This window comes from Ignavibacteria bacterium (assembly GCA_015709655.1).
GTDB lineage: Bacteria > Bacteroidota > Ignavibacteria > Kapaibacteriales > Kapaibacteriaceae > OLB6.
On record CP054181.1, the window covers coordinates 1392977 to 1408776 of the forward strand.

Sequence of the window (15800 nt, forward strand, 5' to 3'; positions counted from 1 at the left end):
ACGCAGGGTCGTGTTTCTCATGGACGTATCTCGTGCGATGTTAACCTATCAACACCAGCAGCCACTTAAGGATGCGCCGGTGCGGACAGTAATCGCTGAGGTTGTAGCCAAGCACCCGTCATGGGGTAATCGCTTGGTGTTCGGCTGGATACGCGATCAGGGGCACGACTACTCCGAGTGCACTGTCCACCGCGTCTATCGTCAAAGCGGGTATGCAGCACAGTGGCGTTACGCGCACACCTGCCGGATGGCACGTTCTCAGACCATCCGCCTGCTTCCCACAGTCTGTTTGCGCGAAGTGTGGATCTCGCGTATGGCCAGCAACAAAGCCTGTTCCTGAGCACTGGGCTCCGATGCAGGGCGGCGCAGCCACGCGTAGTAACCACTCGGATGCACGAAAAGTATCTTGCACCTCACTACGATCGGCCATTGCCGCTTATGCTGGTGTATAAACATGTACCTTAGTCCTTTGCCTGACTGTTGCCATAGATCCAATCTGCTTTTTTTAAAATGGCAGATTCCATTTCCGCACGCTCGGCGCGCTTGCGCATCTGCCGAAGCTTGGCTTCAAGTTCTTTGATAGTCGTCTGGCCTGTGGCCGACGTTGCCTGGATCTCCTTTTTCCAACGGTAGATCAGCTCCACGGCTACGCCAAGCTCCGAGGCTACCGACATTGCTGTGCGGCCACCCTCTACCTTGGCAACTGCTGCCCGTTTGAACTCGTCGTTAAATACCATACGGGGTCCTTTCATCGCTTACTCCTTTTGTCAAATGTTAATTTACTGACTATCAGGAGTGTCTATTTTCACCGGGCCACTTCAACACTATTCGACGCTCATACTTTGCATCGTAGCGTTTACTTCTATCTCGTGTGCTCATTGGTGTTTCCTTTCTCTTCAGTACTCTCTATACTGAGAACTTAACCATGACCACACTGTAAACCATTAGGGGGGACGTTCATCAGAGATTACGGTAGTCAGATCTAGCTCTACTCGACGCAGAACAATCATGGCGACGAGTACACAACTATAAAAGATTGTCTATATTGCAACGAGCGATCTTAAACGAAGTAAACAACAAAATCCAAAACAATCAAGACTGAAGTCTCTCGGTTATCAACTAGGAAACGGACATAGTCTTTTAGAACGATAGAGCATGCAACTGAAGTAATTGCGGAGTATATCCACAACTATTACAACACCGTACGGCTACACTCTGCTATCGGATTTGTTCCACCTATGGAATTCGAACTCAACAATAATTCACTCTTTTTTTACATGACCCTACTGTAAACTAAGTGGGGGGAAGCACATGTTGTATTTTTCACTAAGATTTGAGAGTACTTTCACAAAGAAACTCTTGTTTCTGTTGCTGACTATCTCACTTTCAGCTACAGTTGCCAAAAGCGAGCAGAATTGGTATTGTGTTGAAAACTGCATTGAACTGCAAGGTGTAGATTTACCGGGAAATGCAGAGCCTGGACAAGTTATCTTGACTCATCCAAACTACCCAAATTGTTATTTAATGGTTACTTACAGAGGCTGGGCCTGCTTGGAGAATTTCGGCGGAGTATGGAAACTAGTTTACCGACTGAGCATAACTGGTTGGGCACCGATCAATATCAACGACCCAGGATGCGCAGGATTGAAATCAGATATGTACCCATTAGGATATCCTGGTCCAGTTGATCAAGATTTTGTTCTGGGAATGTTCAACGGACTCATACCTGCCGTTAGTGAGTACGATTTTCTCAACGATCCTGATAATCTCCCAGGCCTCTATCCATGCCCAAATGTCTTTAAAAACTCAAGAGTTTGTTCAAGGATCATGTGTTAAACTTGTACAGAGCTCTTACACCTCCACACAACCAGTCATTCTGCTCGATCCATTCTTCAAACTTGCATTTTGCACCCATTTCTGCTGTACAACAACTCTTGAACATTGCTACGACACCGAAACAAACACTGTTCAAACAGTCGTTCAGTCTTATTCTGGACCACGAATTGGCTGCGACGACCAAGGTATCATTGCCCCTCCTCCATCAGGTACCATTCTCTCAACAATATGCAGACCGATGTGCCCTCAGGAATAGTGATCCTTGATTCTCAACACATGTACCAGGATAAGACTTCTGACTTTTTTAAGATAGGAGATGCATCAAGATGTCGTTGATACGTGTTGCAATGATATTGGTCCTGGTGCTGCTTCAGATGGCTGTTGTTAGTGCAGGTATAGATGAATCAGTGCGGGTTGAACCAACAATACTTAGAGTATTGGACTCTATCGCGCCAAACACACGTTTGATCTTCCAAGCAAAGCGAGGCCAAGAAATCGTGTTGTTGGGCAATAATCTCAATATGAGTTTGTATGGATTCGATGAATCATTCAACATGAGATGGTCTTGGACGCCAAAGTCTTCGAAAATCCGGTATGCTGGAATTGCTGCCGTTCAGATGATTGGCGAGGGTATTGGGGAGTGCCTTGTAGGGAATCGTGCCGCACCCAGTGATGTCTATAGATATTCATTTGCAGGCGGTAGGACACTTGACTCATCACTGTTGACACCTCCCAAGCCAGCGTTTCATATCATTCAGAATATAGACGCCGCGGGGAATTTTATCGTCTTCACGGCACTTGTACAGACCCATACCACAGATACGTTGTTTGCATACATCGTTGACACCGTATCTGGTTGGCACAGCGTGTGGAAGGTACCGGTTACAAATGATAGTGTGAGTATTAGCGAATCAGCTATTCGAATTGTTGATACCTCAGTTGTCGTGTACTGGCAAGAACACGTCATTGGCATGGACTACCGCAACCGAATTATTGTAAAGGGGATATACTCGGAGGTTGAACAGCATTCAGTGACTTTGAGCGATGTGGGCGATCATAGATATCAGGCTCAATTCATTGAAGTTGACGAAGCTGATAAAAGTGTTGTGATCTTTGCACGTGCAACAAACAGAGATGAACCTAGGTGGGGTATACAGTATTGGAGGTACAGCATCGTTTCGGGTGAACTAAAATCGGTATCCGAGTTTCTGCCAAAACATACATACCTGACTTTGAGTGATGCGATGCTCTCAAGTGATCAGAATGTGAGTGCTGTTGGATGCATAATCGATGTTGACCGAACATCTATGCAATTGATTGAATCGACATCACGTGGTTTCATCTGTGAGTACGATTCAGCTCCAAGGATGAAAAGATTCCTTAGCATGCAGGACAAACGGCCAACTAGTCTTAGCTCACTCTATCAAGATCAGGGAAAACTGTTTGTGTTAGGACAGGGGGTAGAGCAATCTCACTTTATTGCTAGGATTGATGAGGATCGCATAACAAGCGTGGATTCTGGTAAACCGGGCGATCATGAAGTTCTACAGCATATTGGATGGTATGACATCCTAGGACGGTCACTACAAAACCCGGAAATCGGTGCTGTTATCGAGCTGCTGCAGTGTTCACCTGGCTGCTTCCATTCAAGATTGCTCTGGCTTCGCTAGTGATTGGTATTTCTACTTCGCGGCTAGTATTTCCCTTGTTTATTGAGCAGCGCTCCCCGCAATTAATGCTCTTCCCCCACCGCCTACGTAGATCCCATTCATACCATGAGGAATGAAAGTTATTGAAATGCAGAATCAATATTGCAAGGTTCTTCTATGAGTAAGCTTGAGACATGAGATTTAGGTGTCTTGGTGTAGTTTGTTTGTTACAAATCATCAAAGCCGCAGTCCTTTCTTAGTCGGGTGGAACCGACGCTCCATCATACCATTAAAATGCGGATAATACGCGGAAGAGTGACGGCGTTTGAAACCGCTGTCTGAATTGCACCCTTTGAATTGAATGCTGATAAAACGACTTCCACTGTCGCTCACTAAGCCGGGCCTTGCTCGTGGATACATCTCCGTTCGGTTTGTATAACGAGATCAATGCCTCCAGGGGCCAGAATAAGTGTGCTTGTATATCTGAGCGCTGTTAGTACTATGTTTTTTTAATTAGTTATTCCATACAATCAGCTACGGGAATACGAAGCCCTTTTGCCCCAGCCCCCTACTCTCCCCCTCCACACACTCGCTCCATGGCGTCGCGTTGCGATTGGTCGGTAATAGAGAGCGTTTCATGGTTTTGAAGCTGCGATGACCAGTGACGCTCATAACGACTTCGGCACGCATGCCCCGCTCCAATGAGATGGTCACGAAGGTTTTCCGGGCGACGTGCGTGGTTAGAAACTGCCATGTAGGACCCCGTAGTTCGACGGGCTTTGCTCCCTGAATCCGGGTGATCCGTGTTGGGGTGTTGAGTTCGGCTCGCTGCCTTAATTGCTTTAACTGTTGGTTCATCAGCTGGGAGCGGAAGGATGGCATTCTGCCCTGGTGACGGTACTTGCCGATAATTGCTAGCGATTCTGGTACAAGGGTTACAGGGCGATGATCTGTTTGTCTGGGTCCACACCAAGTGTTCGCTCACGCTTGGGCAAAATCTGCGGTTGGAACGTGCCTGCGCGGTCGCGTGGTGCCTCTCGGAAGCTTCTCCATGCCCGTGTTCACGCTCTTGATTTTTCGTCCATTGCGTTGGTTTGACTGTGTGGACTGTTCGCTTTCCGATTCTAAATGGGCATCGAGTTCGCCGTCTAATGCCTCCTCGACAAATTCTTTACGTAGTGGCGTTAGTACGCCATCACGACCAAAGAAAGAGTCTCCTGCTTTGAGCCGTTCAGCTGCCTGCTTCGTAAATGACTCGAAGTCAAATGTGCTGGTGTTCATGGTTGGTGCTCCGTATGTTTGGTAAAGGTAACGCCATTGACACACTTTTTTAAACAGTCTCGTTTTTTACGAAGTCATGTCACCCGAGCGGGCTGGAGTTGCCACAAGACTATGTACCCTTACCAACGGGAGCTAGCACCATTCCGATCCTTGGCAACCTGGTATTGAGTGATCTTGACGCTTCCCTCCTTGAGGTTGCGCGCGAACATGGACTGCACTATAGCCGTTATGTCGACGACATTACATTTTCCGGAACATCCGACTTCTGTGATGGACTGCCAGCTCATATTCTCAAACTTGTCAGCTCTCATGGGTACGTCCCTCACTTGCGAAAGACACGGTACGAAATCGGCATCCATGAGGTCACAGGGGTTAAGATCAAAAGGCATAGACTGTCGCCGACCAATAGCCAGCGGAAACGCTTATCGGCCAAGAAGAAGGAAACTCAAGATGAGAATGCGGATAGCGTAGCTGGTATGAAGCAGTATATGCAACGAGTTGGTGTGCTGAATAAACGCAAGTGACACCCTCCAAAATGTCCCCCAGAATGTCCCCCACAAACACAAAGCCCCTTGCAAGTCGTTACTTACAAGGAGCTTAGCATTTTACGAAGTGGTCAGGGAGGGAATTGAACCCCCGACACGAGGATTTTCAGTCCTCTGCTCTACCAACTGAGCTACCTGACCAGTTGTAAGGTGCGAATATACGGTAAAACGCGGATTACTCAGGCTGGAAAATTGAATGCTTGCGAGAGGTGGGTATTAACCAGTACGGGGCTTGTAAGAGCGTTAACCGGAAGTATAGTATTCCAGCCCCCTTAACCCAGCAAGTTTTGTGACAGAAGTCATAGATAATTAAAATGGTGAACCATATCTTGAATTGTATCCACTTTTACTGGTTTACTATGCTACACTCTTTACACACCAAGAAGATTGCAGTTGCATTAATTGCTGCAATGACTGTTTTTTTCACCGGATGCGGTCTGCTGGATTCAGACAGTAATGACCCCAATCAAAAGCTGGGCGGCAATACAAAGTTGGACTATACCAACGTTGGTGATAAATTTAGCGCATCGATAGATATTATTCCGTATCCACTAAATGAGCACATAAACGATAGTATCACTGTAACAAAAAATGAGAACGGTGATGTTACCATTTTGGTGCACTATACTTTTGATACAACGTTGGTGCGCGGTCTTGATACGTTACTTGGCACTCAGGATTTTTCCGAGGAGCTCCGGGCAAGTATTCGTAACTACTACATCAACAAATACGAAATCTCCGTCGATACATCGAATCCCGATAATATCAGAGTCTGGAAAGAGATCAAACTTCGCGCCACCAGCGATGGGATCCAGGAATATGTGTCAAGTAAGGGTAATACCTCCAAGCCGTTTACTGTAATTCGCTATAATGCAAATGTGGGCGACAAATACGAGTTTACAAATGCTGAGGGTGAGAAGCTCTTGCGGACAGTTGTGTACCACAGCACAACAGATGATTACGAAATGGCATTTTGGCGAATCAAGGTGTTCAAAACCGAAGAATATATGCAGAATGACCCGATGATTAGTAAAATTACATACATTACCAACCACAAGTTTGGTTTGGTTGCGATAGAGATTGATACAAAGGACGGAAAGCACGTCCCGGTTACTATCTGGCCTCCAAATTTCTAGTAGTCAGGTCTACCAGGGAGTCCAGGCAAAACCAACTAACGGGAAAACCATTGGGCCGGGAACTAATGCAAGACCAAAGTCCATCGCTACGGCTGTGTTAGCTTGCCGGAGTCCCATGTATAACATGGTATTCGATGGCTTCGATAAGTCACTGGCCCAAAGTTCTCCTACAAAGTGCAGATCGTGAAACTCAGGAAATCGAGTGTCTAAGCTTAATGCAGCTCCTATGCTTCCGGTTGCATATACCAGACCAAACGGATCGGTTAGTGTGCCGGCATGTATGGTATAGGTGTCTTCACCCGCTACCTTGCCAAACAGCATAGTGCTGGCCTGCGTTCGCTTACCGGTCCATGTTGCCACACCGTAGATATGCGCCATAAAGTTTACGTCGTTTAACCAGCCTACGTTTGCACCCAGGGCGTAAAACTGCCAGCCATCTTCAATAAGTCCATTTACACTCTTAGCAAGCGTGAACTTTGCATTAATTGCAGAAGCCTGATCAGATAAGGGCAAACCTGGGATTAACGACCTACCGGCTGTAATACTCACAACCTGACCGATACCCGCTCCTGCATACGGGAAAACACCTTCCATCAGGCTTACAAAGTGGTCACCGGAAACGGGTATTGCCGTTGGCATAATGTAACCACGGTGACGGTGACGGTAATGCTTTTCCGTAGAGTTAATAACGTCAATTTCTTTAGCATACACCTTTGCTTGTCCTATGAGCGACGAGATCTTTACAAACGTGCCACTGGCATCACTGTCTATCATGCTAATTGTGCCGCTTAACATATCACCATTGACGAGTCTGATAACGTAGGTTTCATCGTCAAAAAACACCATCCTGCCCAACTCATCGTTGGTAAGAGCCAGGACGTATGCCGGCATAAGGAAGATCAACAGTATCTTAGCCATCACTCAGTGCCAATTGTCCGCAAGCCGCATCAATGTCCTTGCCCGAGGAGCTGCGGACAAGTACATGCACGTCTTCAGCGCGGAGTTTATCAATAAACCACTGAAACCGTTCTGGCGAAGCCGGTTGTAGTTCTGCTGCAAAACCATGTGGATGTGTAAAACCAATATCATGAAACGGTATCAGGTTCACCTTGGTTGGGAGTCTTCGCGCCAGCCGGCCAAGCCTGCGGGCATCATGAATGCTGTCGTTTAGTCCTGTAAAGACAATATACTCGTATGTAATACTCTTCCTGGTAGTTTTAAAATAGTAATCAACGGCTTCCATCAACACATCCAGTGGCCATTTCCGGGCAATCGGCATGAGTTGGGAGCGTACCTCCTGGGTAGTCGCATGCAAGCTAATTGCCAATTTTACTATCTGTTTTTCATCTGCCATCCGGGCTATCCCGGGCACTACTCCGGCAGTACTGATTGTGGTTCTTCGGGGTGCAACCATGGTCGTCCGTTGGTCATTAAATATCCTGACGGCTTTCATGACTTCAGTGTAGTTATTAAGAGGCTCGCCCATACCCATAAAAACGATGTTGGTAATAGGCTTCTGGCTATGTTTCTGCGCCTGCAGGAACTGGTCAACGATCTCGCCGGCGGTAAGGTTGCGTGTTAGCTTCAGGGTAGCTGTTGCACAAAATGTACACCCCAGATTGCATCCCACCTGGGTGCTCACACACAGAGTTCTTCTGCGGGGATGTCCGTCAGCCTCGACCAACTCACTTGGAATTAGTACACTCTCAATAACGGCTCCGTCCCAGAGCTTAAACAGGAATTTTGCAGTACCGTCTTCCGACTGTTGCAGCTTTTGTAGCCGCACGCTTTCTACTCTGGCCTCGGCCTGCAAAAAGCCCCGTAATTCTGCGGGCAGTGTGTGCATTGCCTCTATAGATTCTACCCGCCGGATATACAGGTCATCGTAGATTTGGCGTGCTCTGAACTTCTTATGACCGCTGGTAGTGAGATATTCTTCTAACTCGGTAATGGTGAGACCTTTCAGTTCTCTTGGACCACGAACAATATCCCGGCTGGCTTTCATCATTATGCAAAACTACAGTCTTAGCCAATTGCCATATCGTAGCTGATGCAACATTGCGAATAGATTGATTCCAAAATGCAAGTGCCGTTGTTTACCTAACGTAAACAACGGCACTCATATTTCGTGCTACATGCCTGATAGGTATGCCCAAGCCCCCTCAGATCTCAGCTCTACTTCCTGGGCGTACCCCTGCTTATCACTCTTGAGTTGAAAATACAGCTGTGAATTGTGAGGTAATCGCCTGCAAGGGTCGGGTTATTCAGATCAAAACCGGATGGTACTGGTTCCGACACTGAAGGCTTAAAAGCCATTGGCCACAGCGTACGTACCTTGCCGGTACAGTAACCCGATATACCTTGTATTGTTCCGTCATCGTTGAGGCGTACCTCTGTTAGGACGGTTGTTCCCTCAACGGGAAAATACTGCTGACCATTCTGTCGGATGATGGCTCCCTGGGTTACCCCCATATTAAAGAAAGCATTAACGTAGTTTATTGTTGTTGCTTCCCATTGATACGTGCCAGGCTTGGTTGGAATGCCATCCTTAAATCGTATGATAACGTCCGGATCATCATAGGGCGAAATAACGCTCTCATCAAAACGAGCTTCGTTATTGACTAACGAGTCAGCCATAAATGCAACATTCGTCATCCGTATTACGTCGCCCGACCAAATAGCATCGGCTGACTTATCAAGCAACTCCGGTATTCCAAGGCTGCCAACTGTATATTTTACGTCCAACTCCTGTCCCGGATCAGGTCCGTTAGGTCCGGTAGCACATCCACCTGTAAAAAGCAGTAAACCTGTTAGTGCAACTATCAGGTATAAGTTCGAATATTTCTTTGTGGTCATGATATTCTTTCTGAATAGTTACGGTTTACTATTAAAATGAAACATTAAATAAGTAGCTTACCCCAAGATGAATATCGGCCGGAACAAAATTGATTGTTTCGGCTGTTGCGTAACCACTGGGTCGGAGTCCTAAAGAAGTTGTAGGGTGACCATAAATATACTGATCATCATTGTAGATACCGGAAAACATGTAGCGGGCTGAAAGGTCCACTGTTAATTTACCCAGTTTGCTTTGCCACACCGGTATCGAGCTGCCAACACGGACGTCCATTATCATACTCTTAAAAAGCTCCCTGTCCACGGTGTACACATTATCGGAATTCTCCGGGTGCCAGCGTTTTCCCGACATCGGGAAGTTCAGACCGACGCCGATCAGGAATCCGCCAAAATTCACCTGGGGAGCAAGAGTGAAAAAGGTATTTCGCTCAATAAAATAGCCGGCCCAGTTCTTTTTGCCGTCATACATTTCATACGGCCGGGTTCGGGTACCATTTGTTGATACACCGATGTCAAGCTGACCTGCCAGACTCGAACCTGCACCGAACGGAGCATAAATTGCACCGCCAAATGCCGGGAATGCCCAGAACTCCGGATTCACCTTACGTCCTTCAGCATTCTGGGTGGTAATTCCTCCGCCGTAAAAACCAACTTTAACGCCAACACCAAGGGTGTATGGCTCGGTTACGGCTATGGCCGGTTCTTGTGATGCTACGGCGGTTTCATCCTGCATACCGTGAGCACTAGAGGCTTCCTGTGCAATAGCCAGGTAACTGCCATACAGAAAAATGAGTATTAAAGTAAGAGTTCGCACCATATTCCTCCCTAAAACAAAAACTCTACATAGATTGGTACGTAAAAGTAGCTTATAATTACGGAAATGCAACTACTGTCCGGACCAAAAAACGAAAAAAATGTAACGGAACAACAGAATGGGGGTTTTTGGTGGCAAAGCGACGTAATAAACAGACTATGGCCTATGATCAACTCTCTGACGAGGAGGTGTTTGCTCTCGTTCAATCAGCGAACGATCAGCTTGCATTTAAAACATTGTATGGTCGCTATAACAAAAGAATTTACGCATACTGTTTACGGGTACTGGGCAACAGAGAAGATGCAAACGATGTTTTTCAGATTATCGCAATGGCTATCTACGACAAACGGGACTCGTTTAAAGATGGGTCGTTCGTGGCATGGCTGTTTACGATCACCCGCAATACCTGCCTTAAGGCTGTTCGTAACCGGCGCACAACAACTGAACTCAACGAGGAAATTCATACCAAGCCTGACATCAGTTCTTTTAGTGACGACTTTATCCTCAAAGATTCACTTCACCGGGCTGTTCAGTCATTACAGGATGAATTCCGCGAAGCTCTTGAACTTCGATACTTCGACGATCTTTCCTATGAACAAATTGCGGCATGCCTGGGTATTACGGAATCCCTTGCAAAGATTAGGGTGTTTCGGGCAAAAAAGCAAATTGCCAGTATCCTTGCTCCGATAATGGATGAACTAAAATGACACACGAAGAACTATTAGCCGGCTACTTAGAAAACTCACTGTCTGCTCAGCAGCTACAAGAGCTGCAGGCTGTTCTGGCTGCAGATCCGGTTCTGGCTGCTGAAATTGCAAGGTTGCAAAAATTAGAAAGTATCCTGGCAGAGGCTCAGATATATTCCCCAGCACCTGCTGAAGTAATTGCGGAGGCTGAAACCTCGGTTATCAACAAGATGAACGTCACACCAGGTAGCAGGCCTTTTGTACAAAGGGGCTTGGGTAGCTGGATATTATGGGGTGCCGCTGTTATCGTGTTGGTACTTCTTGGTGTTGGTTTGGCATTGGTTACGGGAAATGACAGTGCTCAACCGGTACGAACTGATAATGTACTGTCTCTGCAGGACCATCCGGAAACCAAGGTGCTTCCTGACAATGCAGAAGCCCCGCTGCCTGCCAATCAGATACATACTCAAAAGGAACAACGTCCTGACCAGATGAAGGTCAGGGAGCACGTTAATGCAGTACGGCCCGATAACGATCAGGTTCAATCGCAGGTAACCAATCATAAAAACGATACCGAGACGTCGCTTGGTTTGGATGCTAACCAGCCAACATCGGCTCTCAGCCAGCTGATTTCGGAATATCAGCGATGCCTGCAACAAGGTCAGGAAATCAGATGCGCTCAACTTGCACTTGCAATTGGCAGACAGTACCGCAAGAATGGCGATGTTGCAAATGCACTTCACTACCTGGAAACGGCCCTCTCTCAGGCTGAGTCCGCTAAAACTGTTCAGCAACAGATTCAAATTCTTACTGAACTAGCCCTAACCAACATTGGCGCAGGTAACTCAGAGTCAGCGCAGACCTTCCTCTCCAAGGCCATCAGCCTTGCCGAGTCGAAAGGATTGCCTGCAACTCAACAAAAAGAACTGCTAAAGTCACTTGAATAGACGTTGTCCTACAGGTACTTTTTTAGTTACCGGTAATGTACTCTATGCCTTGGTCATAGAGAAATTCTTCCGGCTTGAATAAGCCGGTTTTATACCATGGCTTTTCTTGATGAAACGATACGGGTGCAGTATTCTGATCCTGTCGCAAACGCTTTGCAGACTGGTATCCGTGTATCACGATACTGTCAGCGACGGGATAGCTGTTTAAAACCGTTCCCATAAATGGGTTTATATTCTGGCCAGCGGATAGAATAAGTATTCTAACCTGATTCTGTATTGATGGATCAGGGTTGGCCACTTCTCCGAGGACGGTGACGATGCCAGGCTCTGTTTGCCGTATCGTGCCGTCAGCATCCTCAACCTGTAACCATACCCGAATGGGTTGCAGTGATGTGATGGAGGCTAATTTGGACCGGTTCATATCCCATTCGATAACCAACGGTACGTCACCCTCGCCACGGCGGAAGAACAGTGTGTCACCATTCATTTCAATCCGAACCAACCATTGTGTAATCCCTGCTTCTGACATTACTTCGGGATGGATCAGAAGGCCGGGGAGTGTTCGCTCTGTTACCGTATCGATAACTTCAATCGGCTTCATCAGTTTGCCGGTACTGTCGGTAAGCACTACGTACGAAACAGTGTCATACTCAGCCCCTTTAGTATCAATGGTAATCCGTGAAGCTGCAATACCAAAGGTTTCCGTCAGATAGTGCTTTATCGTCCTACATCTTTCAAGGGCGTGATGGGCATCGTCAGAAAAGTGGCTTCGAAGCCATACCGTTGTACCCGGATTTCTATCCATCCTGCTGCCAATGATGTTTAGGATATCGTAGTGCCAGTGAACAGTGTCGGAGAAACGATAACGGTCCGGGAGGATCCCGGATTGGTGTAATGATAACTTTCTATAACGATCAGGAATCTGAGTTTGCCTGTCGCCAAATACTACTGCCGGAATCACAGGCACAATACGCATACGCCTGATCGTGCGTGTTGTTAGCCTTGCATCAGATGCCATTGTACCGTCAACCTCCCTAAACTCAATTTTAAATGAAGCCGATAATATTGAAGGGGGCTTGGGTTTGAGCAGGTGGTATTGTTCACGTATGGTAACCGTAATAGGATCGGTTCCATGAGTTTCGGTACGCTCTGCCAATACAAGGCTGTCTGAACGCACCACGTGACTTAACATCACTACTGTGTCGCGAACATAGGTGGTATCAATTGGCTTGGTATCCAGGCGATCAGGGCTATGCCATGCAAAAACAGCCTGAATACCGGGTTGGAATGTGTTCATCATGGCAGTAGTATGCCATCCGGTAACGGCTTCTATGTTGATCCGTCCGCCAAGAAGGAGTGTTCCTTCCTTATTTACCGGCCATAGTGCCTGTATGCCCGCATGTACCCCGGGAACAACCAGGGCGGATCTCACCATTGGTCCGCTGCCTGTGGTCTGCTCCATTGAACCATCTACAAAGCGAAGACCGGCAGGATTGGTGAAGTGCATTGTTTGTGTATAGTGGGTAGCAATTGGAATAAAAAGTGGAATTCCTGCTACCACACTCCAAACAGGGCTAAGTGGTATTCTGATGGTTGGTTCTATTCTAAGCACACTGAACTCTGCATTGAGAAAATGTCCTAACTCAGCGGGTCTTATCTGACCCTCAGGTGTTGCAATTACAGTTTGTTCAGATGCACTATACGATTGCTGTATGGTGCTGTAGCCAACATGAAGCCCCGGTGCAAGCCCCCCAAATTCGTTTAGCATAACATCAGCACCAATGGTAAATTCAGGTAATACCGTCGGGGGTCCCGGTTTAAACAGTACCGGAAGCGGTGGACTTCCCAGGTCGGGAACGGAAGTAAAGCTTTGCATAGGAAATACGACCACACCTCCTACTCCGCCGTACAACTGCAGCGGGTCATTGGCAAGGGCCTGAAGCATGCAAAGTATGTGCAGAATGCATGTGGTGAGTAGTACTACGGGTTTTTGCACCCACGAATTTACTGGATAGCTATCAGGCGAGTAACACCGTAGAGCTCAAGGCCGCTCTCAGAGGTCACCACCAGCCTGATATAGTACTCACCACGCTGTAATAACAGGTTGCCCGGAGCGCTGCCAACAACCCACTCCCGGATACCGTTGCTGACGTCGGACGTAAGGTTTGCAACAACCTTTCCTGCAGGGTTGGCTATGTACATCGTCACCCCGTTGTTGGGTACGTTTATAATCCGAATTGTCCCCGTAGTCAGCACCGGGTTGGGCTGAACGGTAATATCAAGGGAATCCTGCAGTGTGTTTACGTAACGGGCCTTGCCGTTATACTTCCAAACATTGCTTACCAGGAGCAAACCACTGGATAGGTTCCAGCTCGCAACTGTGGTACTGTCCGGCGGATCGGCTTCAAACCGTACAGCAAGAATGCTGGAGTCTGAATCTCCCATGGTGACTACACCGTTAATTCGACCTATCTCGACGGCAGAATCTGGTGACATTAATACTGCGTTGGCAGTTGGAATGATCGTTCTGATTGTCCCGCTCTCCCGCTTAATGCTTTGATTGCTTTCGGGCAATACCACAAACAGCGTGGGGTTGTATGAAACAGAGATGCTAAAACCTGGAAGTTCAAACGGAATATCCAGCGGTTGTGATGCAGTTGCCCGAACAACAAACGCCGTTGTATCGCCAATCCGGCTCTGTACGGTATCGATCCACACCATCACCGATACCGGGCGCGGCTTCATGAACACCTTAACCTTAATAAGCGTACTATCTGCATACCGCTTGTTGACACTACGGTAAAGCATAAATTCACGAACAAGGAATGGTTGATACGTTGTAGGACTGACAGTAAATTTTACTACGATATCGGTACTGCTGATGCTCTCGATTTCTGCTACTACGGGTGCCAACTCATCCGGTATGATCTGGTACTCAAAAGTCTGCCGGGGCTTTATGGGAAGTATTACCGACATTGTTTTCGTTTCCGGGCGGCCAGCCACAACGTCAGCAAACACCAGCGCTGCCTCCGGGGTTTGTTGTTCTGCCGTTGCTTTTATAATCCACCGAATGGTGTCGGTGGCATCCCCCTGTGAGTTCAGTCTCGCCAGGACCAAGGTGTCGGCATACGTTCCTGCCGCTACCGGTTTAAATCCTGCAGCTAATATGATGTTGCTGTTCTTATCGGTAAAGGGCTGGTTATTACCAGTTAGTAGCACAGTAAACGGTAGATCAGGTGACTGCAGGATCTTGTACACCGAAAGTGGAACTCTGGGTGTGTGAGTAAGCTGAACGAATGCAGTATCACCGGTAAGTACCGGGGCGATGGTTGACAGTAGTTCTGCTACCTGATACTGTGCCGAACCAAGCATCACTACCGAAATGGTTTCTAAGGCAATGTTGTCCTTATACCGTACTATCCGTGTTGTATCTGCATAGCTTCCTGTTACTACCGGCTTGAACAGAAAACGATACTCAAGCGTGGTTCCGTTTAACGTGAGCGTATCACCAAGACTCACAAAAGGTGCAGACGGTGGTTCAACCTGGCTCCAACTCTCATCTGCGGGTAAATTGGCCATAACCGGCACAGCGCGGTATGCTGCCGTACCGGGCTCCATGGTACCAAAGTCCAGCACAACTGTCCGTGTAGCCATGTACCCGTAGCCATTAAAACGTAATCTTATCGTATCGTCGGAGAGGACAGAGCTGCTGAACAATAAAACGTCCTTAGTAAACTTCCCAACTGTTGTAGGCTCGAAGGTTGATTGTATGGTTAGCTTACCATTGCGCACAAATAGACTGTCTGTTGGTGAGGTGATTCTGAAAGGGGCTGGATTATAAAGTTCCGGTTCAAAGGATGCGCCGTCAGCCAAACCCTCGAGTACAACAGTTTTTGTTTCAACTTCATTGATAAACGTTGGCGGGAAATTCACAAACAGCGTCTTCATCCTGCCGGTTTCAGCTGATGCATAAATTCCTGATACCGTGAGCACAAGGTACGCTGTAATGATAAATTTTTTCGTTGTCATGGGTATGATACCCTTACAATCCGC

The 15800-nt window shown here is 47.3% G+C and carries 15 protein-coding genes and 1 tRNA gene; 7 read left to right on the plus strand and 9 right to left on the minus strand.

Annotated features, from left to right (window positions below; genetic code table 11):
- The first annotated feature begins 37 nt into the window (after window positions 1-37).
- Window positions 38-340, plus strand: a complete 303-nt coding sequence (locus HRU79_05550; GenBank protein QOJ26140.1) for an IS3 family transposase — start codon at window positions 38-40, stop codon at window positions 338-340.
- Between the two features lie 121 nt (window positions 341-461).
- Here HRU79_05550 and HRU79_05555 read toward each other — a convergent pair whose 3' ends face one another.
- A complete protein-coding gene (locus HRU79_05555) occupies window positions 462-752 on the minus strand; it encodes a transposase (protein ID QOJ26141.1) in 291 nt (96 codons plus the stop codon).
- A 396-nt stretch (window positions 753-1148) separates the two neighbouring features.
- Here HRU79_05555 and HRU79_05560 point away from each other — a divergent pair, with 396 nt between their 5' ends.
- The 3 genes from HRU79_05560 to HRU79_05570 all read left to right on the plus strand — a co-directional run bounded on the left by HRU79_05560 (window position 1149) and on the right by HRU79_05570 (window position 3506).
- Window positions 1149-1292: a hypothetical protein gene (locus HRU79_05560; protein ID QOJ27280.1), complete on the plus strand. Its 144-nt coding sequence runs from the start codon at window positions 1149-1151 to the stop codon at window positions 1290-1292.
- Window positions 1293-1311: 19 nt separating this feature from the next.
- Complete coding sequence (locus HRU79_05565) at window positions 1312-1836, plus strand: hypothetical protein (GenBank protein ID QOJ26142.1); 525 nt, start codon at window positions 1312-1314, stop codon at window positions 1834-1836.
- 326 nt (window positions 1837-2162) lie between these two features.
- Complete coding sequence (locus HRU79_05570) at window positions 2163-3506, plus strand: hypothetical protein (protein QOJ26143.1); 1344 nt, start codon at window positions 2163-2165, stop codon at window positions 3504-3506.
- Window positions 3507-4466: 960 nt separating this feature from the next.
- On the opposite strand, the gene HRU79_05575 is transcribed toward HRU79_05570, so the two are convergent.
- The gene (locus tag HRU79_05575; GenBank protein ID QOJ26144.1) at window positions 4467-4766 is read right to left on the minus strand and encodes a transposase; all 300 of its coding nucleotides are present in this window, start codon (window positions 4764-4766) and stop codon (window positions 4467-4469) included.
- A 613-nt stretch (window positions 4767-5379) separates the two neighbouring features.
- Window positions 5380-5452, minus strand: a tRNA-Phe gene (locus HRU79_05580).
- A 218-nt stretch (window positions 5453-5670) separates the two neighbouring features.
- Here HRU79_05580 and HRU79_05585 point away from each other — a divergent pair.
- Window positions 5671-6447, plus strand: coding sequence for a hypothetical protein (locus HRU79_05585; GenBank protein QOJ26145.1), 777 nt, complete (start codon window positions 5671-5673; stop codon window positions 6445-6447).
- Between the two features lie 9 nt (window positions 6448-6456).
- Here HRU79_05585 and HRU79_05590 read toward each other — a convergent pair whose 3' ends face one another.
- The 4 genes from HRU79_05590 to HRU79_05605 form a co-directional block, all read right to left on the minus strand.
- The gene (locus HRU79_05590) at window positions 6457-7365 is read right to left on the minus strand and encodes a hypothetical protein (protein ID QOJ26146.1); all 909 of its coding nucleotides are present in this window, start codon (window positions 7363-7365) and stop codon (window positions 6457-6459) included.
- Window positions 7358-8455 carry a 23S rRNA (adenine(2503)-C(2))-methyltransferase RlmN gene (gene rlmN, locus HRU79_05595; GenBank protein ID QOJ26147.1) on the minus strand — a complete coding sequence of 366 codons (1098 nt, stop codon included), beginning with the start codon at window positions 8453-8455 and terminating at the stop codon, window positions 7358-7360. The genes HRU79_05590 and rlmN overlap by 8 nt, the downstream gene beginning before the upstream one ends.
- 167 nt (window positions 8456-8622) lie before the next feature.
- A complete protein-coding gene (locus tag HRU79_05600) occupies window positions 8623-9303 on the minus strand; it encodes a hypothetical protein (protein ID QOJ26148.1) in 681 nt (226 codons plus the stop codon).
- A gap of 31 nt (window positions 9304-9334) precedes the next feature.
- Window positions 9335-10117 (minus strand): hypothetical protein, encoded by a 783-nt coding sequence (locus tag HRU79_05605; protein ID QOJ26149.1) that lies wholly within the window; start codon window positions 10115-10117, stop codon window positions 9335-9337.
- 155 nt (window positions 10118-10272) lie between these two features.
- On the opposite strand from HRU79_05605, the gene HRU79_05610 reads away from it, so the two are divergent.
- Together HRU79_05610 and HRU79_05615 are read left to right on the plus strand one after the other, a co-directional pair.
- Window positions 10273-10821 (plus strand): RNA polymerase sigma factor, encoded by a 549-nt coding sequence (locus HRU79_05610; protein QOJ26150.1) that lies wholly within the window; start codon window positions 10273-10275, stop codon window positions 10819-10821.
- Window positions 10818-11747: a tetratricopeptide repeat protein gene (locus tag HRU79_05615; protein ID QOJ26151.1), complete on the plus strand. Its 930-nt coding sequence runs from the start codon at window positions 10818-10820 to the stop codon at window positions 11745-11747. The genes HRU79_05610 and HRU79_05615 overlap by 4 nt, the downstream gene beginning before the upstream one ends.
- Window positions 11748-11769: 22 nt before the next feature.
- Here the strand turns inward: HRU79_05615 and HRU79_05620 are convergent, their stop codons facing one another.
- Together HRU79_05620 and HRU79_05625 are read right to left on the minus strand one after the other, a co-directional pair.
- On the minus strand, window positions 11770-13692 hold the full coding sequence (locus HRU79_05620) for a hypothetical protein (GenBank protein ID QOJ26152.1): 1923 nt from the start codon (window positions 13690-13692) through the stop codon (window positions 11770-11772).
- Window positions 13693-13751: 59 nt separating this feature from the next.
- Entirely contained in the window at window positions 13752-15776 is a 2025-nt protein-coding gene (locus tag HRU79_05625; protein ID QOJ26153.1) for a hypothetical protein, read from the minus strand.
- Window positions 15777-15800: the final 24 nt, after the last annotated feature.

Excerpts from the sequence above, each read along its gene's own strand:
- HRU79_05585 (QOJ26145.1), top strand. The coding sequence starts at position 5,671 with ATGCTACACTCTTTACACACCAAGAAGATTGCAGTTGCATTAATTGCT.
- HRU79_05605 (QOJ26149.1), bottom strand. The coding sequence starts at position 10,117 with ATGGTGCGAACTCTTACTTTAATACTCATTTTTCTGTATGGCAGTTAC.
- HRU79_05620 (QOJ26152.1), bottom strand. The coding sequence starts at position 13,692 with ATGCTTCAGGCCCTTGCCAATGACCCGCTGCAGTTGTACGGCGGAGTA.
- HRU79_05550 (QOJ26140.1), top strand. The coding sequence starts at position 38 with ATGTTAACCTATCAACACCAGCAGCCACTTAAGGATGCGCCGGTGCGG.
- HRU79_05555 (QOJ26141.1), bottom strand. The coding sequence starts at position 752 with ATGAAAGGACCCCGTATGGTATTTAACGACGAGTTCAAACGGGCAGCA.
- rlmN (QOJ26147.1), bottom strand. The coding sequence starts at position 8,455 with ATGATGAAAGCCAGCCGGGATATTGTTCGTGGTCCAAGAGAACTGAAA.
- HRU79_05600 (QOJ26148.1), bottom strand. The coding sequence starts at position 9,303 with ATGACCACAAAGAAATATTCGAACTTATACCTGATAGTTGCACTAACA.
- HRU79_05625 (QOJ26153.1), bottom strand. The coding sequence starts at position 15,776 with ATGACAACGAAAAAATTTATCATTACAGCGTACCTTGTGCTCACGGTA.
- HRU79_05565 (QOJ26142.1), top strand. The coding sequence starts at position 1,312 with ATGTTGTATTTTTCACTAAGATTTGAGAGTACTTTCACAAAGAAACTC.
- HRU79_05575 (QOJ26144.1), bottom strand. The coding sequence starts at position 4,766 with ATGAACACCAGCACATTTGACTTCGAGTCATTTACGAAGCAGGCAGCT.
- HRU79_05615 (QOJ26151.1), top strand. The coding sequence starts at position 10,818 with ATGACACACGAAGAACTATTAGCCGGCTACTTAGAAAACTCACTGTCT.
- HRU79_05590 (QOJ26146.1), bottom strand. The coding sequence starts at position 7,365 with ATGGCTAAGATACTGTTGATCTTCCTTATGCCGGCATACGTCCTGGCT.
- HRU79_05570 (QOJ26143.1), top strand. The coding sequence starts at position 2,163 with ATGTCGTTGATACGTGTTGCAATGATATTGGTCCTGGTGCTGCTTCAG.
- HRU79_05610 (QOJ26150.1), top strand. The coding sequence starts at position 10,273 with ATGGCCTATGATCAACTCTCTGACGAGGAGGTGTTTGCTCTCGTTCAA.